This window comes from Gracilibacillus boraciitolerans JCM 21714, from assembly GCF_000521485.1.
In the GTDB taxonomy this organism is placed as follows: domain Bacteria; phylum Bacillota; class Bacilli; order Bacillales; family Amphibacillaceae; genus Gracilibacillus; species Gracilibacillus boraciitolerans.
In genome coordinates this window covers 16,948-38,603 of the sequence record NZ_BAVS01000010.1, presented here as the reverse complement: position 1 = coordinate 38,603, position 21,656 = coordinate 16,948, and the positions used below count along the sequence as shown (strand labels likewise).

The following is a 21,656-nucleotide window of genomic DNA, read 5'->3' as shown; positions in this document are numbered from 1 at the left end:
GTGAGATTAAATAACCTTTGCTTGTAACACTTCCTTCAATAATTGTAACGCACTTTCCTCAGAAGGATCATTTGTACCAAGCTCACCGCGGAAGGCTTTGTTGAGTATAGATTGTTTTAATTGGGCTGTACCTTTTTCTAAATTCATAATTTCTTTTAATCGATTTTCTTTCTCTTTTAAAGAACTTAGATAATTAGAAATAACTATTAACTCTTTTTTAGGGGGAACAGGTATTGGTAACGAAGCTAATTTTTGAGAGTTAATATTAGCTTGACCCACCTGTTGCGTTACCATCGATAACAAAATTCTTCTGCCTATGTGGCTATTAATATATTCAGTAACATAGGGAGCAAATATATCCTTTTCTACTAATCTTACTCGAATAAGATACGATGCAAAGGTTACATCATTCTCAAATTCGTTATCAATTCTTGCCGTTTTACCCACTAATTCATAACTATTTGTACGATTAAAGAGTAAATCATTTTTTTCCAAATCTAATTTTTCTATATCTCCATGTCCTTGAGGTAAATACTTCAGATTTGTGAATTTAATAGACCCATCTACTATATTTCCCATTCTTAGAACAGGTACGCCAGAATGATCATCATTTGCCTTAGCTGATGTTCCGTATGTTGAAGCATTAATTAATTCGTTAAGCCGTATCCACCGCCACTCCTTAGGTAAGACAAATAAGTTGTTTAAGATACTTTCATCTAATTGATTTTTAAATTTTCGTTTCTTTTTATTCTCTCTAAAAGTTGAGATCCATGTATCGACATTTTCACCATAAGTGTTTCGCATCCTCCAATTTGCAGTCAACTCTCCATTAAATGCTTTTGAATGGACACTAGCTCTTCTTGCTTCCAGTGAATCCTTCACTTCTTTAATCAACCGTTGTGCTTGATCAATTTTTTCAAAGAGTAGGAATAATTGTAGACGGGATCCCCCCCAAATATTTCTCTTGTATGTAATGCAGGTGTTGCCGTCAATCCTATTTTTACCGCATCAAAAAACTCTAATACTTGGCGATATTTACTGACATAATCCTGATGATCGCGGAATTTCATTTCAAACTCACTCATTTCACGATCCAGGGTATATCCTCGGTGCGCTTCATCGACGATAATACAATCATATTGATCAATCGTTAATTTAGATTTCTCATCAGTAGAAAATAAACGCTTTAACATCCCTTGGACGGTTGCGATTTGTACCTTTGTTTCCTTCTCCGGTACCTTATCCTCTAATGTTTGCAGGTTATATATTTGGTAAAAAGTTTCTTCTTTTTCAATTTTGCTATCTTTAAAGGCGGCTTCCGCTTGTTCTCCCAATGCTTTACGGTCAACCAAGAAAAGCACTCGGTTGAATCTGCCGGATTTAATCAACCGGTAAATTAAACCAATTGCCATTCTCGTTTTACCAGTACCAGTTGCTTATGATAGGGTCTACCATTCGTGGCAAAGAGAAACGGCACAAAACAATCTCCCCATGGCTCAAAAATTTCTTCCTCACCTTTTTGAACGACTAGCTTTGCATAGTCCTTTGCTTGGGATACCGTAGAATAAACATCTTTGCTTTCCTTTTTCGCCTCAATTATTCCGATTAATTTCATGCCAATAAATAATGCATAATCCGCATAACGACCTTTTAACGGCCACTCGGCTATCGCTTTATTTTCCCCATGTTTCGGACGAGCCCCTTTTGCATAACGAATCGTTTCAGTGTCCACTTTCCAATTTGCAAGCGCGAGTTGTTGATCAATATATTTCCTCGTTTGTTTTTCGGTCTGCTCTAATTTGGCAGCTAGTGTATAGGCAGTTTGTGTTCTTTTTTGTTTAGAATCCGCTTCCACTGTCGTTTGCTGCTTGCGAATTTTTGCAAGTTCTTGTTCGATTGCCTCTAACTTTTCTTCATATTGTTGGGTAAGCTCATTAACTTCTTCTGAAGAAATCAATTGAGAATCTTCTGGGTCTTGATAGGGGGGGGCACTTCAAAATTCCAATCTCCATACACTTCCATATACCATGTGGCTAATTGATAGGCGGTTCGATGAATTATCTTAGCTTCTTCAACTGTTCCATATAATGCTTCATGTGTTGCTTTGTTTCCAGACATTCTGATCATTTGAAATAACTCATTGATAGAACGTGATAAAACCTGTTCCTGATATAGTAAACGGAGTCGATCCACTTGGCTCATGCCATATGGCTCGTCCACTTCTTCAAACGCTAATATGTATTTTGTCATTGTTTCCGCAAACAAACGGAATTTACCAAGGGCGGCCATCTGTCTTCTAGAAAGTAAAAATTACTTTTTGTCATCATGATCCCTCCGCACAGAGTAATAGTATATATGTATTATTTTAATGGATAATCCTTGTTTTGGGAAGTGCTTGTAATCTGCATATATATATGTTATGAAGCCATAGTTCCCCCCCTATATAGCCTTATGATATGTATTTAACATTTTATAATAAAAAAGTAAAATAATAGGATGTGATTCAATTACATTATTTTAAAATTTCATTTATAATATGAGAACATTCTTCTATAATTTCAACTGGGGCTTCACATTTGAAGGTAAGGTTACGAGGTCGCCAATCTAAACTTCTAAGTTGATCTGCTAAAATAACTCCTTGAACAGAAAGCTTCCTTGGTAGCTTTACTTCAAATGGATATCCTTTTTCTTGCTTTGTAATAGGGCAAGCAAACAAAAATGTACCTTTATTAAATATTTGCGACGATATAACTATAGCCGGTCTATGGCCAGCTTGTTCATGTCCGAATTGGGGGGGATTAAAATTCATGAATACAATATCCCCCCTTTTTTAGGTATATATTTCACCATAGTTCTTTACCCTCCGGTTTCCCCCCCAATCAATAGGTTCATGTTGGTTTTCAGGTGTTATTTTAGACATCATTTCTTCTAGTGTTGGTTTCCTTTTTGTCGGAGTTAATTTGATCGCATTATCTAAAATTTCTATTTCAAGATCTGAACCCTTATCCAAGTCAAATTCACTTGCAACTTGTTTTGGTATTCGAATGGCTAAACTATTTCCCCCCCATTTTTGAACTTTTGTCGTCATTTCTGCATCTCCTTTCTTCTTATTATTTGTCTCCATTATATCACCTCCACAGAGTAGTGTATACTATATGTATATACATTATTTAAAATTTTATACTCATTTTTTAGATGTAGTGTATAATCTTGCTCTATTAAAGATAATTATCCTGTTATTATAGTTTTAACTCCTGGTATGATATGATTTTACTATGTATTGCAGAAACTCTACTGACAAAGCCATAGTTCCCCCCCTGTAAATCTTGGTATGATATGATATTTCCCTCGTAACCCCTTTTATATCAAGGGGGGGTTACGGCATTTTCCTTTTCTAAAAACCATTTTAATTATTTCAAAAACTGAAATACTTTTACTTTTCTTAATAAAAAATTTAAAGTTTCAATAAAAAAGCCTGCATCTGCAAGCTTTTTTTAGAAAAAATCTGTTATTTTTGAATCTATATTTTCGTTAGGAGATGCTTTCCCAAGAAGTATACCCATCTTCTCAAATTGTTTTTCTGTAACTTTCAATGTTCTTATTGCTCCATTTACAGGAGGTATATTTTGGTGCAGTCGTTTCATATGTTTTTGAACTGCCTCTTCGCCATTACAGATTCGGTAATAAACAGAATATTGAAGCATTACATAACCATCATTTAATAAAAATCTCCGAAACTTCGTATATGCTTTTCTTTCACGCTTGGAAACTACCGGCAAGTCGAAAAATACTAGAATTCTCATAAACTTACTCATACGCATGCATTTCCAAGGATTTTAACTCTGGTAATACCAGAAAATTAGTATCACCATTACGGCATGCAGCTACATAACTTTTGACCATCCAATCCACTCCATTTGTAATACTTTGTTTTTCACCTTTCCAATAAGAACTATAGCTTAGTACATTAAACAATTTCTCTTTCATATTATTATTCCATTCAGAATCTTCCCTCACATAATGAGCAACCGTAATATCTACAAAAGGGCGTAACGGTTCCATAAAGTCATCTGCTAGATTAAAAGCGTTCGTTTGACTATCATGAAAGATTCCAAGCGAAGGTGTAAAACCATAACGCACAAGTGCCCTTGCTACTAATGATCTGATTAAACTATATCCATAATTCAAAGCAATATTCTGGGGGATCATCTCTTCTTCTTGTAAAATGTTCCCCCCCAAACAATTTTATGAAATAATACTTGGCAGCATAAGCTTCTTTATTTGTCCTATCACCTGACTCCACTTGTTTCGCCATTGTATAAAGAGTATCTGCTTGAACTGACAAATAGGCTAGCTCTAGGCATCTTGCCTGGTTTTCTATTTTAGATTGCACCACCTTTTGCCAGATTCTTTTTTTAAAAGGCTTGGACAAGCTATATTGCATATCCAGTACGACCCTTTGTCTGGAATGCTGATGAAATGGTTGTAAAATAGCATTTGGAATTCTTTTTTGGTCACAAACAATTAACTCCACATGATTCTTTGCACATTCGCTTAATAAAACACCGTTTAGGGTAATAGCTGGATCTTCAATTGTTAGAGTGCAAATATCCTCTAATGGTACTTGTATACTATCATTTTGTTTGATCACTAACTGTTTATTTTTCACAGATAACTTAGCAGGATTGCGTATGACAATATGTCTATAAGCCATAAGCTAGTTCCTTCTGCACCTTTTGCAAATCGCCTATTGGTGTAATATTATATTTATCAAAAACAAGTAAAGACTGTACCCCCCCTGTTCTGTCATTAAAACTATGATCATTTTTTATGATTGATATGGCTCCTGTAGCACTATCAACTCCTTTAAAGTAAAAATAGCCTTTTTGCCAGTCCACAGTTTTGTTCTTCGCAATTTTTGTTTTTTTACTCTTTTTTAGCTGTAGATAAACCAAATCATTAGGAAACAAGCTAAATCGATATTGATGTTGATCATCTTTCTGAATCCAACTTTTATATGGTTTTAAAGCTGTAATAAACCGATTAGGCCTATTCCCCCCCTGCTTTATATCTGCTACATAAACAGGCAACAAATAATACTTCTTCGTATTCACGTCTTGATAAACATCTGTGCGAGCAATGCTTGCATTATAGGCTATTGTCTTATCGCTTTCTTTCACAGATACATAAAGACTTTTCTTCTCTTCAATCTTAACGGATCGAATGATAGGTGCTTTACTTATATTTTTCGACGGTTTGTACAGTGGTTCTGCAAATGCCTTTTGCACATTTCCTTCATACTCTAAATAACGCTCACGAATAGCGTTGTATGTTTTCATATCATCTTCTTTACGATACATTGGAAAATGTCCAGTTTGCTTATCAAATGGGATTTTTTCTAGTTTTGTTTTCGTGACAGCAAGTGTATACCCTTCTTCTGTTTCGCCCTTATTACTTCTCAAAGTAGACTCATGAATTTGTCCTTTCACAGAACGTTTAGGCATCCACGATGGAAAAATCGGCTTTACCTGCTCACGAAAATTAGAATCATCTTCATACAAATTGTTAATGGTCACTAACTCTTTCATTTTTTCAGGATCTTGAATCAAGCGGGTTCTTAATTCACGAACAAACCCTTTCCATGGTGTCGGAAACCTAATATTCATTTTTTTTAGTGCTTGTTTACACATCTCTTCATGTTGTTTAAAATATTCACTTACTTTTTGCTGGGACGGTCTACTAGTCGCAACGATCGCCGCATCCAAAGCATGATGTAAACTATTTTCATCTCGGTCCTTATTAAAACCCCCATCGTTTCCGTAATACTGCTGTGTAAGCTCCATTGACCGGATAAACATTTTGCTTCGATTTACTGTCAAAATGTAATGTTTCTTCTATATAATTTTTCAAAAATCGGGTGATATACCTTGTATCGTTTAAGTGACGATCACGAAATTCCTCTTCCGTTCTTGTAAATGATTTGTTTTTTAAATGTTGTTTTTTCTTTCTGGTAATAGGCAGATTATCCACATATGTGCAAAAATCGTTCCATCTATCCTCATCATAACCAAACCATTCATATGGTGTCTTGTTTTTCTTGCCTTGATTTTGATCAGATAGCACTAACACTTTGTTATGATTACTATCATTAAAACTTCTACTATAAGGAATGATATGATCTACTTGAACATAACCTGGTTCTAATAACCGATCTGTTGTAATTGGTTGCCGCGAATACATACAACGTTCTCTTTGTTCTTGCCATAATTTCATCTTTAGAATATCATGACCTGTAATATCTGATTTCCCTGGCATTAAATTACTAATTTCTTTCTTTGCCTCTTCATTTATTGCTCGGTTATGATTAAATGCCTTTTCAATATCCCTGCGATCTTTATGATTTCTACCCATTTCACGCGCTAATTCAATATAAAGATGATGAGGAGAACCATATTTTTTTATCATGCTATTTAGTACTTTTCTTGTCTGCGTTAGCGCTCTCATTACAACAGGATTACGTATTTCATCTTCAGGAATAACCGGTAATAGTCTTTGTTTAGGTAAATCTCTCTTTTCTTGCAGATTATAGCCTGCATTTGTTATAGCCTCTGTATAATATTTCCCTTGTTCCATGAAAGGTAATATTTTATCAAGTGCCTTTAGCGACAAATGACTAAATTTAGAAAAAGACAATTTTAATAATGCTTCAATAAGTTCATCGTCATAACGATTATTAGCTAGATTCTTCATCGGTCTCTTTTTACTCGTAATAAATTCATTTTTTAAATAGTCACGAATGTCTTCGTCATTTTTAAAAACCGTTAATGCATAGCCAAAAGTATCAAAATCAATTGGAGATAATTCATCTAATTGCTGTTTACCAACTTCTTTTTTAATCACTTGTCGGATCTCATATTGCTCTTTCATCGAAATAAAGTCTATCTTCTCATTTTTCGCTAATGTTTCTTGCTCATCATAATAAACTTCACTGAACTTCTCATCATCGGATAGTTTTAGTGTTTTTCTAATATCATGATAAGTTGCTTTTTGCTTACTAAAAATTTTCTTCATTACTAACTCTCTTTCCTCAAAAGAAAGCTTTTGTTTATTAACAGAATCATTAATAATATGTAACCGATTAAGTTTATCTAATGCCCGAAACTTACTAAATGAATACGTTGCCTTCGGTGCTCTTTTTTCGTTTTTCTCCAACGAACAATTACCGATCTTCGCGAATATATCTTCTTTTGAAGCAAATGGACGTTGGGACTCCCATATTTTCACGTATTGATCTCGATGTTCATCTCTGGCGAAAGGATTACCTAATTCTCTTTGCTTATCAAAAATAGCCACTATTTCCTTTTTAATATCTGAACGCAATAACACACCTGAATAGTCACCATCTTTATTACGATATGGACGTTCCTCATCAACGAGCATATGCGATATAGTCCGATATTTTTTTCGGTCATCAATTCATGGTTTTCTTTGATAGCTGATAGAACCTTTCCTGACTCTTCTTCCTGTTCTTCGCTTTTACGGTTTGATTGATAACCACGATGCTTTGCGCAATGAATCAAAATTCTAGCAATCTTCACGATCAGACAGAAGTTGTTCTGTTCCTAGCTTGCGTAATAACCAAACATCTCCATCATCTTGTGTTAACGGATACAATTCTTCTATTTCTTGCGGTTGTAGTAAGTTACTATATAAGATAAAATTTTTCACTCTTTCTACGCGATGTTTCCGTCTTCTCAATCTTTTTCTAGAAGAGCGTGCTTCTCGTCTCGGGGGCTGCTAATGATGACCCGTCTTTAGGATTTTCTGCCACCTCAAACAATCTAACTCCCCAATCTTCGAGTCTGTTTTTATCTATATTGATAATTGCCCAACCAACAGACGTTACACCTATGTCTAATCCAATATTATATTTCAATGTACTCCCTCCCAACTAAGGATAATTTTTACTTCTTTATATATGAAAAAAATGACTAAATTACTTTAGTCATTTTAACGGGGGAGAAGCCGGATGATCCGATAAGGCGATCCCCCCCAACGCCTCGGCTTAAAAAAGCCTTACCATAGTAACTTCCTATAAACCTTAGTACGATATGATCTGTGAGTTCCCTAACTCACGATTCTATTATACACCATATTGGTTTTATTTGTAAAAAAAACAAGTGAAAAGTATTAGTTCCAATGAATCTCCATACGCTAAAAGAAACCCATTCATCCCTTCTATCTATCCTCCAAAATATCCGCTAACACATCTGGATAATCAGTAAAGATTCCTGTCACACCCCCCCAGTCTAATAACTGTTCCATTTCTTCTGACTGATTAACTGTATATGCATGCACTAGAAGGTCAGTACCTTTTATTTTATGGATTAAGTCTGGATTCAATGCTTGATAAGGCGCTCCAACACCAATTGCATATTGCGCTATTTCTTCAAAATCAACTTCAGACAATTTCTGTTGTTTCTGATGCAATAATTGAATTAAAGGTATGGAAGCATCCAATTGATGTACCTTTTTTAAACTTGCCGCACTAAAGGACTGAATGATAACAGAGCCTTCCCTCCTATTTTCTTCTAACAAATGATGAAACGATAATGTTTCAAGCAGTTCATCGATCATACCTGGATACACAGATGGTGCTTTAATTTCAATATAATAATTGACCTCTGTCCCAAATTGATCCAAAATCTCAGCTAAGCTAGGTATCTTCATTTTTTCGAAATCGGGGTTCGCTAATTTGGGATTCTCCTGATTAAACCAAGAGCCTGCGTCTAACCTTTTTAAATCTCGTAATGACATATCACTAACTAACCCATCATAACCAGTTGTACGTTGAAGCTTCTGGTCATGAATGGCTACGAGCTCGCCATCTGCAGTCATATGTAGATCGATCTCTAAATAATCCGTGCCCATTTTCTTTGCATACTCATAGGAACGGATTGTATGCTCTGGCGCATGTCCAGATGCTCCACGGTGTGCAATATTTACTATTCGTTCCGGAGATAGCAGGGAAGCAGATTCCTCATGATTCAAATTATTTACATTCTGCACTTGTTTTGAATTGGTTAAAGATGTAAAATAAACCATAGCACTCAAGAATATAATTACCGCTAGTATCCATCTAAGATTTCTTTTCATACAAGAGCCCACCTCCAATTATTCATTATACATAATGAAAACTGTCACAGATCAGAAATACACCATTCTTAGCAAAAATTAAAAATTAACAAATATTTAATACAATTTTATATTTCCTTAATGATAATTCTTTATACTATTTTGATACAGGGATGCATATTGTTTCCATGACACAAACATGGGGGGGTAAACCATTGAAAATTTTAATCACAACGGAATGTTATATTCCTGTTATTAATGGAGTGGTTACATCTATTGTGAATTTACGAAAAGAATTACAGATTCTCGGACATGATGTGCGCGTTCTAACCTTGTCGACTACTAATAAATCTTTCCAAGAAAGTGACATATATTACATGAGTTCCTTAAGTATGGGGAAAATATATCCTGGAGCAAGAATTTCATTATCTACCCATCATTCATATTTAGAGGAAATGATTAAGTGGCAACCGGATATCATCCATAGCCAATGTGAATTTAGTACTTTTCGAATTGCAAAACAGATTGCTAAAACGATAAATATTCCAATTGTTCATACGTACCATACGGTATACGAAGATTACACACACTATTTTTCTCCTACTCATAAATGGGGGGAAAAGCGATGGTGGCGTTATTTAGCAAAAAAGTATTAAAACATGCTTCCTGCATCATTGCACCCACAAAAAAGGTGCAATCACTATTAAATAGCTACGGCGTTAATCAAAATGTACACGTTGTTCCTACGGGTATTTATTTAAAGCCGTTTCTAGCAGATTTTCACCCTGATCAAAAACAATCTTTACTTAAAAAATTAGATATCCCCGAGGATCACCAGATTCTTCTATTTGTCGGCAGACTTGCAAAGGAAAAGAATATAGAAGAGGTTTTAGACTATTTTTCCAAATTAAACACGCCAAAATTGACATTATTAATAGTTGGAGATGGACCACATCGCAATGATTTACAGCAATATTCCTCCTATCTATCAATTGAGAAGAAAGTAGTTTTCACTGGATTAATCAAGCCTGAAAATATTGTCTCTTATTATCAGATTGCTGATCTGTTTGTCAGTGCATCCAACAGTGAAACACAAGGTTTAACCTATATAGAGGCACTGGCATGCGGACTTCCTGCAATATGTAAAAACGATCCATGTTTGGAGAACGTTATATCAAACGGGAAAAATGGCTGGAAGTATAACGACTATACCGATTTTCAAAAAGCTGTACATTCACTCTTAACTAATCCATTACTCTATCAAAAATTTTCATTAAATGCCAAGGAGGGAGCAATTCGCGACTACTCTTCCAAAACATTTGCTATCAAAATGGAAGGTATATATGCCCATACGATAGCAGAATACTATTTGAAAACGGAATACGTATTTTAAATGAACAAAAAAAAGATAATCAAGCTATTGTGGCATTTTTTTACTATATTAACTTTACTCATCTCCGTCCTCTTCATCATATATGGATTACAACAAGATATCTTTTATTCTGAAAGGGCGTTGGAAACCTTTTTTGAAAAATTCGGCATTTGGGCACCTATACTTTTTATTATTTTTCAAATTATACAAGTAATTCTTCCTGTCGTACCTGGTGCCATTGGTTGTCTTGGCGGAATTCTCATATTTGGACCAATATATGGCTTAATTTATAACTACATCGGTATCTGCATTGGATCAATAGCTACCTATAGTATAGCAAGAAATTATGGCACTTCATTTATTAGCTTTTTAGTGAGCAAAAGAGTTCGTCTTAAATATCAAGAATGGGTCAATCATCGTCGTTTTGATTTTCTTTTCACACTAGCTATTTTTTCACCGATTGCTCCTGATGATTATTTATGCTTCCTTGCTGGCACTACGAAGATGAAGTATTTAAAATTTATATCGATTATTTTAGTTGGTAAACCTTTACCTATTACGATCTATAGCTTTGGGCTTGAATGGATTTTTCGCCAAATCATATTATGGTTATAGTAACGGAGGATGATTATGAAAGTACTAATATATGAAGGTTCCATTGAGTTAGTAAAAAAAAGTGGAATCGGCCAAGCAATCAAGCATCAAAAAAAGGCATTAGAACTACTAAATATTCCATACACCGTTAATAAAAAAGAAGATTATGATATTGTTCACCTCAACACTATTTTTCCAAATTCACTGATGATGGCCTGGCTAGCGAAGAGAAAGAACAAAAGAGTGATCTATTATGCTCATTCGACAATGGAAGATTTCCGTAATTCTTTTATTGGTTCAAATTTATTAGCCCCACTTTTAAAAGTGGATTACGTTCTGCTATAATCACGGTGATATTGTACTGACTCCAACAGACTATTCGAAACATATTCTAGATCATTATAGGATAAAAAGACCTGTCTATCATCTTTCGAATGGTATTGACACAGAATTTTTTAAGCCAACAGGGGGGGAAGGGCGCCAGCGATTTCGTAAAAGGTATCATATTGGAGAAGAGGAGAAAGTAATTATCTCTGTCGGCCATTATATGGAACGAAAGGGCATTCTAGATTTTATAAAGTTAGCAGAACAAATGCCTGAATACCGCTTCTATTGGTTTGGTTATACCAATTTACACATCGTACCAGCAAAAATAAAACGTGCCATCCAGAATAAAGGGGGGGCAAATCTTTATTTCCCGGGATATGTCTCAAGACAAGAATTAAGGGATGCATATGAAGGAAGTGATGTCTTTCTTTTTTTGACCCATGAGGAAACAGAGGGAATTGTATTATTAGAAGCTTTAGCAGCTAAAATTCCAATAGTAGTTCGGGATATACCTATTTATAAGAAATGGTTAAAACACAACCATACTGTCTATAAAGGAAAGACAATAGATGAGTTTTCACAATTATGTAAAGGTCTGTTAGAAAAACAGTTACCGAATTTAACTGCTAATGGATTTGACTTAGCTTCAGAACGGGATATTAGGGTAGTCGCTACTAAATTAATGAAATTTTATCATGCATAAGTGGTTACAGTTTACTACTTTCTATCGTGAGATTTCTTCTAAAAATGAATCTCTAAAACCTTTTTCAATTCTTTTAGGATATTTTGATGTGTTTCAACGGAAATAAGCGGATAGCTGGGATTATTGATTTGGTCAAAATTAAAGATAATTGTACCATCTGTCATTATTTGAAAAGCATATTGATTTCTTTGTTCTTCCACTCCGCTTTCTCCATAAAAGCCAAAGCGGTAGTAACTGTCATGGTTTTCTAGTTGCTGAATGAATTCATCAGTGGTCATTTTCTCTGCCTGTAATCCGTCCACCATGGTTAATACTCTTTGAATCATCTCCTGATCTTCAATCGGTTTAGTCAATTCCTTAGAGGTGAAATTGTTTTCTACCTTTTGGACATATAACGTATTAGCAAAATCCTTATCATCTATGTTAACTGTTTCTTCCTCATTAGCGCAAGCACTTAATAGACCTAAACAGATTATAAAAAAAATAGATATTCTCTTCACTTATAACTGCTCCTTCCATTTCCTTAACGGATAGCCTCTCTTTATTGATATACCCCAATAGCATAAAATTAAATACATCATTAAAATAAAATAAATCATGATGTGAAAAATATCCAACTTGGTATTTTTCAAAGTTTTTATTCTCTATTAATAAGACGGTTTAACTGACCTATTAGTTTCAACTTATATGGAAAAAATCTATTTTTTTCCAAAATAATTTACACTTCACAATAATTTATAAGTTGGATCATTTAACTTTTATGCTTTTACGATTTACAATAAATAGTGAAATACATTAGAAAGGGTGAAGCATGTGAAAATATTAGTAGTTGGCGCTAATGGCCAAGTTGGAAAACATCTCGTAAACTTCATTCAGAAAAAAGAAAACATGGAAGCAAGAGCAATGATTCGCAAAGAAGAGCAAGCATCTTATTTCAAAGATTTAGGTGCAGAAGTTGCCGTAGCGGATTTAGAGGATGAAATTGAGAAAATAGCAAAAGCGGCTGAAGGCGTAGATGCGATTGTATTCACTGCGGGATCCGGGCCAAAAACTGGTAAAGACAAAACCCTTATGGTTGATTTAGATGGTGCTGTTAAAACTATAGAAGCAGCGAAACAAGCAAATGTAAAACGTTATGTAATGGTTAGCTCCTTTGATACAAGTCGTGAAGCAATTCAGTCTGCTCCAGATGCTTTTGCACCGTATATCGTGGCAAAACATTATGCAGACGAATGGTTAAGAGCTAGCGATCTAGACTATACCATTGTGCATCCTGGTGGCCTAACAAATAATCCAGGTAAAAACCAAGTGCAGCTAGGCGAGAAAGTAGACAGAGGCGAAATTCCTCGCGAAGATGTCGCTAGAGTAATAATAGCTGCTCTTGAGAATAATGCCACGATTGGTAAAGCATTTAAAGCGGTAGAAGGCAATGCATTTGTTGAGGACGCAATTAAATCAATATAAACATTAGAAAATCCATTTTTGTCTATTCGGCAAAATGGATTTCTTTACAACCTTTATATGTTCTTAAGCATGAATTCTTATTTCTTTCCCTCCAGATTTCATGTAAATATCAAACAACAGATTGCTCATATTTTTCAATAAACTGCTTCACTTCCTCTATTTTCACTGAAGAAAAAAGTGGCTCTAGTTCTTTTGAACCTGATATAAAAAATAATATGGGTTCATAAGTGTAAGAGTGGGCAATGGCAACTGTAGAAGCAAACCCACCCATAATATGTGTTTTTCCTGTCATTAAAATTCTCCTTATAGCATTCTCACTTAAAAAAGGAACCAAGCTGTTTTCTGTTTTGCTTGATTCACTTTTATTAGTAATTTAGCCAACAATTATTCTTTCTTTTGGATAATGATAGCTCAGTTCTTGTGTTTCTTTATGGAAAATAAAAATAAAAGACAAAATCCCGATTCTGCCGATAAACATGAGGGAAATGATAACTATTTTACCAATCATACTTAACTCTGGTGTGATCCCCATCGATAAGCCTGTTGTACCAAAGGCGGAGCAAACTTCAAATAACAGCTCCATTAAAGAAAACGGCTCTGTTTGGGTAAGTATTACTAATGATATAAAACAAATTAAAATGGCTAAAAAACATACCACTACGGATTTAATAATATCCTCCTCATGAATTTCACGTCTGAATACTTTAATATTTTTCTGTCCCTTAGAGAATGAAAAAATCAATAATACTATTACAGCAAATGTGGTGGTTCTAATACCGCCTCCAACCGAACTTGGAGAAGCACCGATAAACATTAGAAAACAAATAGCCAACAATGTCGGTACAGTAAATTCGCTAACATCCATCGTTGCCAAACCACCATTTCTTGTCGTGGATGACTGAAAAAACGCATAAAAAAATGATTCATGCCAGCTTTTATCAGCGAAGAAATGATTTGCCTCAAATAATAAAATGACAATAGTTCCAAACAGCATCAATGCGAAAAACGTCACCGTCGTCAATTGAGTGTATAAAGTGAAATGTCTCTTGTTTAATTTTTTAGATGTTAAATAATCTTTTACTTCAATAAGTACGGGAAAACCTATTGCACCTAATGTCAACAATATAATGTTGATAAATTGAACAAAATAATCCTGGGCAAAAGGGATTAAAGAACTTCCGGTGATATCAAAACCTGCATTAGTAGTAGCGCTAACAGAGGCAAACAGACCTTGCAGATATGCCTCCTGCCATGTAGGAAAATAGTTCAAAAAATAAGTACCTAATATCATTGCCCCCCCACAAACTCTATCAGTATAATAATCGCCAATATTTGTTTCATCAAATGCACTAGACCAGATAAATGGGATCGATTCTGGTCTTTACTTATGAGTTGTCTTTCCCGCAACCCAATTTTCTTCCCAATTAAGAGCCAAAAGAATGTACCTAACGTCATAATACCAATTCCACCAAACTGGAGAATAAATAAGAGTATGAAAATTCCGGGTGTACTAAAGGTGTCCACAGTTGATACAACTGCCAATCCAGTCACACTAATAGCACTTACAGCAGTGAAAATCAGATCAACAAAACTCCATTCAATACCTGGCTTAAGGGTTATAGGTAAGCTTAGTAGAGCAACAGATAGGAGTACAGCCAAAACATAAAATAATACAATAAGTTGTGCCGGACTAAGATTATTTAATTTTAAAACTTTCATCATTTTGTATGTCTCCTCCGATTTTCAAAAGTAGAGTCCTTCTTATTAATCCTAATAAACAAAATCAGCTGTATTTAATTGCTTCTTCTGCATCATTGTCAACATCAATTTTTGAATGTCTAAAGACCAAAAAAAGACCAATACAAATAATGGTCTTCGGTTATGCCCACGACCCTTCTCTCATTAATAAAACAAATAACGCTGACGAGGTTAGCTGTCGGATTAGGAATAGAGAGTATCCCGTCTTACCATAAGTAAGATTAACCCCCCCTGAGATAGACAAGTCTATCAACAATGGTTCCCCCCCCGCTTCTAAAAGAATTAAGCGAATAAAAGGTGTTTACTTTTATTTTTTAACACAATTAAATCTACTCCTGTTTTAGTTTTCTGTCAATAACATTTTTATCACGGTGCTAATCATCTGTATGGTCCTCAAGAAGCTTAGTCTCACTTTATTGTATTCAATTATTCCGTGATGAGATTCCACCCAAATACTCCTTTATTGAAAAAAGTTTGCATATAAAAAAGAATGACCACTTCGATATAGTATCAAAGTGGTCTTTTGTAATTTTAATATCTAATAGAATCTTTTAAAACTAGAGAAATGTTTTTTCCAATAAGAATTATTTAAGCTAACAATTTCGACTCCTTTGGAACCAGCATGGATAAATTGATTATCTCCTACGTAAATTCCCAGATGAGAAATGCCAGATTTATAGGTTCCTTCAAAGAAGACCAAATCACCGACTTTTGGATTATTTACATAATAAGAACGATCATAGTAGCCTGTACTAGAATAACGACCCATTTCTTTACCGGCTTGTTTGTAGACATAATATATGTAACCACTGCAATCAAAACCACTTGTTGTCGTACCACCCCATACATAGGCTGAACCTTGCAAAGCGGTTGCTACTTCTATAAGTGTGGAGACATTATAGTCCACACCAGCTGGTTTTTCTTTTTCCGTAGTTGGCTTATTTACAGAAGAAGTATCCGTGGTATTTTTTACTCCGACATTTAGTTTTTGTCCAATATAAATTCGATCTGAGCTTAAGTTGTTCCATTTCTTCAAGTTAGTAACCGTCACACCATATCTTGTTCCTATATGAGATAGCGTATCACCAGACTTGATAGTATATACACTCGTTGAAGCGCTATTATTCTTGTTAATAGAACTTGAATTGGAGGATGAAGTATTTTTGTTATTATTATCGGAAGTCGTATGATTAGAACTTGGCTTGCTAACAATGAAGACATTTCCTGGATAAATCAAGGTAGTATTTAAATTATTCCACTTCATTAAATCATTCAGAGAAATACTATGTTTAGATGCAATACCACTTAATGTATCCCCACTTTTTACAGTATATTTACTTGAACTGCTATTAGTAGGTTGATTGTTTTGACTTTTACTATCTTTGGCATTGTTGGTTTTACTTCCTGAAGAGGATGCATCTGTTTTTAAAACTTGGTTTGGATATATGATGTCAGATCGAAGCTTATTCATATCAATTAACGACTGAACATTTGTATTATATTTCTGAGCAATTTTCCATAACGAATCACCACTTTGCACCTTATATGATGCTGCCTCCGCTTCGTCTACACCGATTGTTGCTGCAGCAATGGCAGCACCCAGTGTTACTGACATGATTACTTTCTTATTGGCCATTAACTATGCCTCCTGTTTTTAGTCGATATTTTCTTTATATGGACTTTAAAAAAGCATATAATTATTTGATTTTGTCTCCAATAGATAGAAACGTAGTATATGTAATTAAGAGTAGGTTGGAAAACTTTTATTTAAAATCCACATTTAGCCACATTATACACTATTTTGACGAAAAATAATATATTTTATTTAAACATTATATTTAGTTCTAAATACTCACCATAACTATAAACTCATATTATGACTGAAATTAAGATAAAACCCTATTATATAAGGACTAAAAACAGTAAATAACGTATTTTTTAAAAATTAAAATTATAGAAATGCGAGAATAAAATTTAACATTAATAGAGTAAAAGTAAATTATTCAGAAATAATTAATATATTATATTACCTAATTTATTATACTATTAATCATATAACATATTAATTATTATCATGATTATAATTAGTTCAACCCATTCATAAAAATAAGTCAATCTAATCATTTGAATATATAAGTAAATTATTATATAGTAATATAAAGTCAGGAGATGAGCTATGATGATAACAACGACAATGGAAATTGAAAAGTCTGCCTTAGTCTTGAAATTATTAGGTGATAAAACACGATTAATCATGATGAAGCTTTTAGAGAAAAATACTTGTTGTGTTTGCGAATTTGTAGAAATCTTTCAAGTCAGTCAATCGTCGATCAGTCAACATCTTCGAAAATTAAGGGATGCAGACTTAGTCAAGGAGGAAAGACATGGCCAGTGGATCTATTATTCCCTGCTTAAAGACCATGAATATTTTAATTTAATCGAACAAATTCTAAAACAACTGCCAAGTCAAGATTACTTACTAAGAGAATTAGAACAAAAAGGAATGCGCATTTCCTGTTAATCTTTTTACTGAAATAATACTACTTGAAAGAAAGGTGAGGTTTATATGTCTAAAAAAACAATTTATTTTTTATGTACAGGAAATTCATGCCGAAGTCAAATGGCGGAAGGATGGGCGAAAGAACACCTAGGTAGTGAATGGGAAGTTTTCAGTGCTGGAATTGAAGCACATGGTTTAAATCCTAATGCAGTTAAAGCAATGAAGGAAGTAGGCATTGATATTTCTGAGCAGCAATCGGAGATCATTGATCCGAATATCTTAAATAATGCGACATTAGCTGTAACACTTTGTGGCGATGCAGCCGATAAATGCCCATTAACACCTCCTAATGTGAAACGGGAACATTGGGGGGGATTTGATGATCCCGCTAAGGCTGAAGGCACGGACGAAGAGAAATGGAAGGTCTTCCAAAGAGTTCGCGATGAAATTGGCGAACGAATTAAACGTTTTGCCGAAACGGGCGAGTAAAAAGAGATATCAATTAGGAGTGATACCATGGAAAAAGTTGTGATATTAGGAACAGGCCCAGCAGGCTTAACAGCCGCGATCTACTTAGCACGAGCAAATTTAAATCCAGTTGTAATAGAAGGAACAGAGCCCGGTGGACAACTTAGCCTAACCACAGAGGTGGAAAATTATCCTGGTTTTAAAGATGGCATTATGGGACCAGAATTAATTGATAATATGAGAGAGCAAGCCCAAAAATTTGGTGCTACTTTTAAAAATGGCTGGGTATCCAATGTTGATTTATCCAAACGACCTTTTACACTTGAAGTCAATGGTATAGGGGGGGATATTACAACCGAGGCACTGATTATTTCAACCGGTGCATCTGCAAAAATGTTAGATATTCCTGGGGGGAAAAAGAGAATATCGGCCGAGGTGTAAGTACGTGTGCAACATGCGATGGGTTTTTCTTTCGTGACAAAAAAGTCGTGATTGTAGGTGGAGGAGATTCCGCCATGGAAGAAGCTAATTACCTCAGTAAGTTTGCCAGTGAAGTAGAAATCATCCATCGAAGAAATGATCTTAGAGCATCTAAAATTATGCAGGATCGCGCAAGAGAAAATGACAAAATTAGTTGGAATTTAAATAAAACTCCATTAAAAATAGTAAGTAAAGATAATAAAGTACACGGAATAATGGTTAAAAATAACGAAACAGATCAAGAACAGTTAGTGGAAACGGATGGTATCTTCCTGGCAATAGGACATAATCCAAATACAGAATTTTTAAAAGGACAAATTAAAACAGATGAAACAGGTTATATTCAAGTTACTCCTGGAACGACGGAAACGAATATACCTGGAGTATATGCCTGTGGTGATGTCCAGGATAATAGATATCGTCAAGCGATAACTGCTGCGGGAACCGGCTGTATGGCTGCATTAGATGTAGAAAGATATTTAGAAGGCAGTGCCATTCAAGATTGGAGTATTACTTTATAATTAACTTAAAAATTGTCTTTTCTATTTATTAAAAACGATAGCGAATAAAAAAGAATTCATTTTGTATGAACCTATACCAAAATGGATTCTTTTTTACATATAGACTTCAGATATCATCCATCCACCGTTTTATCAATTTAGAAGTTGAATGAAAGAGGCGAATCGGTTGGTCTGCTATTTCTACTAAAACATAGGTACCATGATTACCAAAACATTCCGCCAAAAACTTCTCCAAAATAGATATGTCGTCTTCTGTCTTAATTAAATGAACATTTTCATTAATTTGTTTGGTATCATAAAGCATCCAAAGCCGTTTATCTAAACATGTTAAAACTTTGTCATAATGGGTCTCATAGGAAAACAAGTATATTTTTGATGCCATTCATTTACTCCCCTTTATACAGTTAATAATCCTCCGAAATGATTCGCATACAGATGAATTAAATATTTAAAATAACGTGAACATAGAAAAGACTAGTCTAAACTGAGTATAACTTTTTTATGTATTTTTTCATATGGAATAAATAGGTAGTCATAAATAATGGTAAAACGCGCAAAATATTTTTTGTATAAGATTTAAAAAGGAGTCAACAAAATGACAGTTATAAATGATGTAAAAACTACTTTAGCAAACTTAAAGAGCGCACAAGCAAGTTTTGAAACATTTGCACTTGAAACAGAGAATCAGCAAGCAAAACAACTTTATCAGCAATCTGCAAACGACACACAATCTATAATTAATAGCATAAAAACTCGTATTACTGAAATCGAACAGGAAGAACCTCAATACAAACAAGAATAATCATCAATGGAAAAGGTTAGCTCATAACAGGCTAGCTTTTTTCCTCTAAAGCCTTTCCAAGGACGGGGGGGAAATCCAAAGGAGAAATTAAACGAATGCTTGTAGGAGCTACTGGTGCCCTGCTTTCCCCCTTTAACAACTCAACCAAATGAAACTATACCTTGTATTGCACATGCCGTTTCAATTGAACCTGATCCGGGTGGCAACAGGAATGTTCGAAGTGACCAGCGCGGGTATATCAGCAGCTATCGTATTTGGCACATTGGCCGCAATTATTTTTAAACCTAAGGGATAAGGAGTAACAATCATGACAGTAAGTTCTAATGTAAAACAATGCCTCGCCACAATAAAAACCATAGAATCCGGACTTTCTACACTTGCAATCAACTCAGGAGATGAAAAGGCTAAGCGCCTCTTTCATGAACAAATGCTTGTGATGAAAGAAGTGAAACAGGACATCATGAATCGAGTTGGAGAATTGGAGCGGGAAGAAGATCAGTATAAAGGTTTTTAATCCAAGGAGGGATCAAAGTGCCAGATTGGTTAGATATAGCTGTACGAGTCATTCTCTTTATCATCATTTTATTTCTTTTGACAAAGCTTTCAGGAAAAAAGCAGTTATCAGAACTATCTTTTTTTGAATATGTGTCAGGTATTACGATTGGCAGTATCGCAGCCGAAGTTATCATTAATACGGACAATAGAGTTTGGCACGGCATAATTGGGATATGCGTATTCGCTTTATTCATATATCTTGTAGAAATCGCCTCCCTTCATAGCAAGAAATTTCGTGACTATGTGGAAGGGTCTGGAACAGTGATTATTAAAGACGGAAAAGTGTTGGAAGACAACATGAAAAAGGAAAAGTATACGACGGATGAGTTGCTGCAGTTACTTCGAGGTAAAGATATTTTTGATCTTTCAGAAGTCGAATATGCCGTGCTTGAAGCAAAAGGTTCGTTAAGTGTTCTTCCTAAAAAAGATTTCCGTCCTATAACACGAAAGGATCTTGGACTACCGAGTGTGAATGAAAAAGAGCCTTACACTGTCATAATGGATGGGGAAATTTTAGATGAGGCTTTAACAACGACCGGGAAAAACAGAGCATGGTTACAAGCAGAATTAGATACACAAAATATTACAATTGAAAATGTATTCCTTGGTCAGATTGATACATATGGTACACTTAGTATCGACTTATTTGATGATAAGATACAGGTTCCAACGCCGCAGGAAAGACCCCCCCTTATGCTTGCCCATTTAAAAAAATGTCAAGCCGATTTAGAATTGTTTGCCTTAGCGACAAAATCCGAGTCAGCCAAAAACATGTATGCAAAAAATGCCAAAAAGTTAGATGAATCCATGCAAAAGCTACTACCTTTTCTAAAAGATTAGCTTATATTTAGGGAAATTTTTTTAAGTGTTTGTGTAAACATGATCATCATATGATATTTATTATTATAAGAATCTAAACTGGCAAAAGAGAAGCGTCGCTCTCACTCCATTAGTTGAAACCTTTTATACGTTTAGTC

Annotated in this window: 25 protein-coding genes, 6 pseudogenes and 1 riboswitch; of the genes and pseudogenes, 14 read left to right on the top strand and 17 right to left on the bottom strand. The window is 34.7% G+C overall.

Annotated features, from left to right (window positions below; genetic code table 11):
• Nucleotides 1-6 precede the first annotated feature (6 nt).
• From JCM21714_RS08350 to JCM21714_RS08315, 12 genes and pseudogenes are all read right to left on the bottom strand, one after another.
• On the bottom strand, nucleotides 7-894 hold the full coding sequence (locus JCM21714_RS08350) for a restriction endonuclease subunit S (RefSeq protein WP_035723357.1): 888 nt from the start codon (nucleotides 892-894) through the stop codon (nucleotides 7-9).
• A gap of 29 nt (nucleotides 895-923) precedes the next feature.
• Nucleotides 924-1,936 (bottom strand): annotated as a pseudogene (locus JCM21714_RS24705) (DEAD/DEAH box helicase family protein); the annotation flags it as partial.
• Between the two features lie 17 nt (nucleotides 1,937-1,953).
• On the bottom strand, nucleotides 1,954-2,250 hold the full coding sequence (locus tag JCM21714_RS21215; protein ID WP_235182708.1) for a hypothetical protein: 297 nt from the start codon (nucleotides 2,248-2,250) through the stop codon (nucleotides 1,954-1,956).
• A 262-nt stretch (nucleotides 2,251-2,512) separates the two neighbouring features.
• Complete coding sequence (locus JCM21714_RS08340) at nucleotides 2,513-2,818, bottom strand: type II toxin-antitoxin system PemK/MazF family toxin (RefSeq protein WP_268748324.1); 306 nt, start codon at nucleotides 2,816-2,818, stop codon at nucleotides 2,513-2,515.
• A 12-nt stretch (nucleotides 2,819-2,830) separates the two neighbouring features.
• On the bottom strand, nucleotides 2,831-3,124 hold the full coding sequence (locus JCM21714_RS08335; RefSeq protein WP_052000478.1) for an AbrB/MazE/SpoVT family DNA-binding domain-containing protein: 294 nt from the start codon (nucleotides 3,122-3,124) through the stop codon (nucleotides 2,831-2,833).
• 370 nt (nucleotides 3,125-3,494) lie between these two features.
• Nucleotides 3,495-3,815, bottom strand: coding sequence for a CRISPR-associated endonuclease Cas2 (cas2, locus tag JCM21714_RS08330; protein WP_235182707.1), 321 nt, complete (start codon nucleotides 3,813-3,815; stop codon nucleotides 3,495-3,497).
• Nucleotides 3,808-4,188: a CRISPR-associated endonuclease Cas1 gene (locus JCM21714_RS21210; RefSeq protein WP_235182706.1), complete on the bottom strand. Its 381-nt coding sequence runs from the start codon at nucleotides 4,186-4,188 to the stop codon at nucleotides 3,808-3,810. The genes cas2 and JCM21714_RS21210 overlap by 8 nt, the downstream gene beginning before the upstream one ends.
• Nucleotides 4,172-4,714 (bottom strand): type II CRISPR-associated endonuclease Cas1, encoded by a 543-nt coding sequence (gene cas1, locus JCM21714_RS21205; protein ID WP_235182705.1) that lies wholly within the window; start codon nucleotides 4,712-4,714, stop codon nucleotides 4,172-4,174. Before cas1 ends, JCM21714_RS21210 begins: the two co-directional genes overlap by 17 nt.
• Nucleotides 4,704-7,440: pseudogene (gene cas9 / locus JCM21714_RS23920) on the bottom strand (type II CRISPR RNA-guided endonuclease Cas9). Before cas9 ends, cas1 begins: the two are co-directional and overlap by 11 nt.
• 144 nt (nucleotides 7,441-7,584) lie before the next feature.
• Nucleotides 7,585-7,728, bottom strand: a complete 144-nt coding sequence (locus JCM21714_RS21190; protein WP_235182702.1) for a hypothetical protein — start codon at nucleotides 7,726-7,728, stop codon at nucleotides 7,585-7,587.
• Between the two features lie 37 nt (nucleotides 7,729-7,765).
• Entirely contained in the window at nucleotides 7,766-7,936 is a 171-nt protein-coding gene (locus JCM21714_RS21185; RefSeq protein ID WP_235182701.1) for a hypothetical protein, read from the bottom strand.
• Between the two features lie 302 nt (nucleotides 7,937-8,238).
• Nucleotides 8,239-9,105: a glycerophosphodiester phosphodiesterase gene (locus JCM21714_RS08315; RefSeq protein WP_439644450.1), complete on the bottom strand. Its 867-nt coding sequence runs from the start codon at nucleotides 9,103-9,105 to the stop codon at nucleotides 8,239-8,241.
• Between the two features lie 245 nt (nucleotides 9,106-9,350).
• Between JCM21714_RS08315 and JCM21714_RS18290 the strand changes: the two genes are divergently transcribed.
• From JCM21714_RS18290 to JCM21714_RS08300, 5 genes are all read left to right on the top strand, one after another.
• Entirely contained in the window at nucleotides 9,351-9,791 is a 441-nt protein-coding gene (locus JCM21714_RS18290; protein ID WP_158413490.1) for a glycosyltransferase, read from the top strand.
• Nucleotides 9,761-10,528, top strand: a complete 768-nt coding sequence (locus JCM21714_RS08310) for a glycosyltransferase (RefSeq protein ID WP_052000476.1) — start codon at nucleotides 9,761-9,763, stop codon at nucleotides 10,526-10,528. The genes JCM21714_RS18290 and JCM21714_RS08310 overlap by 31 nt, the downstream gene beginning before the upstream one ends.
• Nucleotides 10,529-10,648: 120 nt before the next feature.
• Nucleotides 10,649-11,122 (top strand): TVP38/TMEM64 family protein, encoded by a 474-nt coding sequence (locus JCM21714_RS08305; RefSeq protein ID WP_200868441.1) that lies wholly within the window; start codon nucleotides 10,649-10,651, stop codon nucleotides 11,120-11,122.
• Nucleotides 11,123-11,137: 15 nt separating this feature from the next.
• Entirely contained in the window at nucleotides 11,138-11,446 is a 309-nt protein-coding gene (locus JCM21714_RS20510; protein WP_200868440.1) for a glycosyltransferase family 4 protein, read from the top strand.
• Complete coding sequence (locus JCM21714_RS08300; protein ID WP_200868445.1) at nucleotides 11,430-12,131, top strand: glycosyltransferase family 4 protein; 702 nt, start codon at nucleotides 11,430-11,432, stop codon at nucleotides 12,129-12,131. Before JCM21714_RS20510 ends, JCM21714_RS08300 begins: the two co-directional genes overlap by 17 nt.
• A 38-nt stretch (nucleotides 12,132-12,169) precedes the next feature.
• Here JCM21714_RS08300 and JCM21714_RS08295 read toward each other — a convergent pair whose 3' ends face one another.
• Nucleotides 12,170-12,631, bottom strand: a complete 462-nt coding sequence (locus JCM21714_RS08295; RefSeq protein ID WP_035723345.1) for a hypothetical protein — start codon at nucleotides 12,629-12,631, stop codon at nucleotides 12,170-12,172.
• A gap of 313 nt (nucleotides 12,632-12,944) precedes the next feature.
• Between JCM21714_RS08295 and JCM21714_RS08290 the strand changes: the two genes are divergently transcribed.
• On the top strand, nucleotides 12,945-13,595 hold the full coding sequence (locus tag JCM21714_RS08290) for an SDR family oxidoreductase (RefSeq protein WP_035723341.1): 651 nt from the start codon (nucleotides 12,945-12,947) through the stop codon (nucleotides 13,593-13,595).
• Nucleotides 13,596-13,704: 109 nt separating this feature from the next.
• On the opposite strand, the gene JCM21714_RS08285 is transcribed toward JCM21714_RS08290, so the two are convergent.
• From JCM21714_RS08285 to JCM21714_RS08275, 3 genes and pseudogenes are all read right to left on the bottom strand, one after another.
• Nucleotides 13,705-13,887, bottom strand: coding sequence for a hypothetical protein (locus tag JCM21714_RS08285; RefSeq protein WP_035723338.1), 183 nt, complete (start codon nucleotides 13,885-13,887; stop codon nucleotides 13,705-13,707).
• A gap of 81 nt (nucleotides 13,888-13,968) precedes the next feature.
• A pseudogene (locus JCM21714_RS08280) lies at nucleotides 13,969-15,314 on the bottom strand (TrkH family potassium uptake protein).
• 184 nt (nucleotides 15,315-15,498) lie between these two features.
• Nucleotides 15,499-15,652: riboswitch (cyclic di-AMP (ydaO/yuaA leader) on the bottom strand.
• A 239-nt stretch (nucleotides 15,653-15,891) separates the two neighbouring features.
• Nucleotides 15,892-16,989, bottom strand: coding sequence for a C40 family peptidase (locus JCM21714_RS08275; RefSeq protein WP_035723335.1), 1,098 nt, complete (start codon nucleotides 16,987-16,989; stop codon nucleotides 15,892-15,894).
• 543 nt (nucleotides 16,990-17,532) lie between these two features.
• Here JCM21714_RS08275 and JCM21714_RS08270 point away from each other — a divergent pair.
• The 3 genes and pseudogenes from JCM21714_RS08270 to trxB all read left to right on the top strand — a co-directional run bounded on the left by JCM21714_RS08270 (nucleotide 17,533) and on the right by trxB (nucleotide 19,322).
• On the top strand, nucleotides 17,533-17,874 hold the full coding sequence (locus JCM21714_RS08270; protein ID WP_035723433.1) for an ArsR/SmtB family transcription factor: 342 nt from the start codon (nucleotides 17,533-17,535) through the stop codon (nucleotides 17,872-17,874).
• A gap of 45 nt (nucleotides 17,875-17,919) precedes the next feature.
• A complete protein-coding gene (gene arsC, locus JCM21714_RS08265; RefSeq protein WP_035723333.1) occupies nucleotides 17,920-18,342 on the top strand; it encodes an arsenate reductase (thioredoxin) in 423 nt (140 codons plus the stop codon).
• A 27-nt stretch (nucleotides 18,343-18,369) separates the two neighbouring features.
• A pseudogene (trxB, locus tag JCM21714_RS08260) lies at nucleotides 18,370-19,322 on the top strand (thioredoxin-disulfide reductase).
• A gap of 106 nt (nucleotides 19,323-19,428) precedes the next feature.
• Here trxB and JCM21714_RS08255 read toward each other — a convergent pair.
• Nucleotides 19,429-19,704, bottom strand: coding sequence for a hypothetical protein (locus JCM21714_RS08255; protein ID WP_035723331.1), 276 nt, complete (start codon nucleotides 19,702-19,704; stop codon nucleotides 19,429-19,431).
• A 213-nt stretch (nucleotides 19,705-19,917) separates the two neighbouring features.
• On the opposite strand from JCM21714_RS08255, the gene JCM21714_RS08250 reads away from it, so the two are divergent.
• From JCM21714_RS08250 to JCM21714_RS08240, 5 genes and pseudogenes are all read left to right on the top strand, one after another.
• Nucleotides 19,918-20,124 (top strand): DUF1657 domain-containing protein, encoded by a 207-nt coding sequence (locus JCM21714_RS08250; protein WP_035723328.1) that lies wholly within the window; start codon nucleotides 19,918-19,920, stop codon nucleotides 20,122-20,124.
• 80 nt (nucleotides 20,125-20,204) lie between these two features.
• Nucleotides 20,205-20,313, top strand: a pseudogene (locus tag JCM21714_RS24700) (stage V sporulation protein AD); the annotation flags it as partial.
• A pseudogene (locus tag JCM21714_RS19195) lies at nucleotides 20,306-20,419 on the top strand (stage V sporulation protein AE); the annotation flags it as partial. The pseudogenes JCM21714_RS24700 and JCM21714_RS19195, both read left to right, overlap by 8 nt.
• A 12-nt stretch (nucleotides 20,420-20,431) precedes the next feature.
• Nucleotides 20,432-20,638, top strand: a complete 207-nt coding sequence (locus JCM21714_RS08245; protein ID WP_035723325.1) for a DUF1657 domain-containing protein — start codon at nucleotides 20,432-20,434, stop codon at nucleotides 20,636-20,638.
• Between the two features lie 17 nt (nucleotides 20,639-20,655).
• Entirely contained in the window at nucleotides 20,656-21,519 is an 864-nt protein-coding gene (locus JCM21714_RS08240) for a DUF421 domain-containing protein (protein WP_035723322.1), read from the top strand.
• The last annotated feature ends 137 nt before the right edge of the window (nucleotides 21,520-21,656 follow it).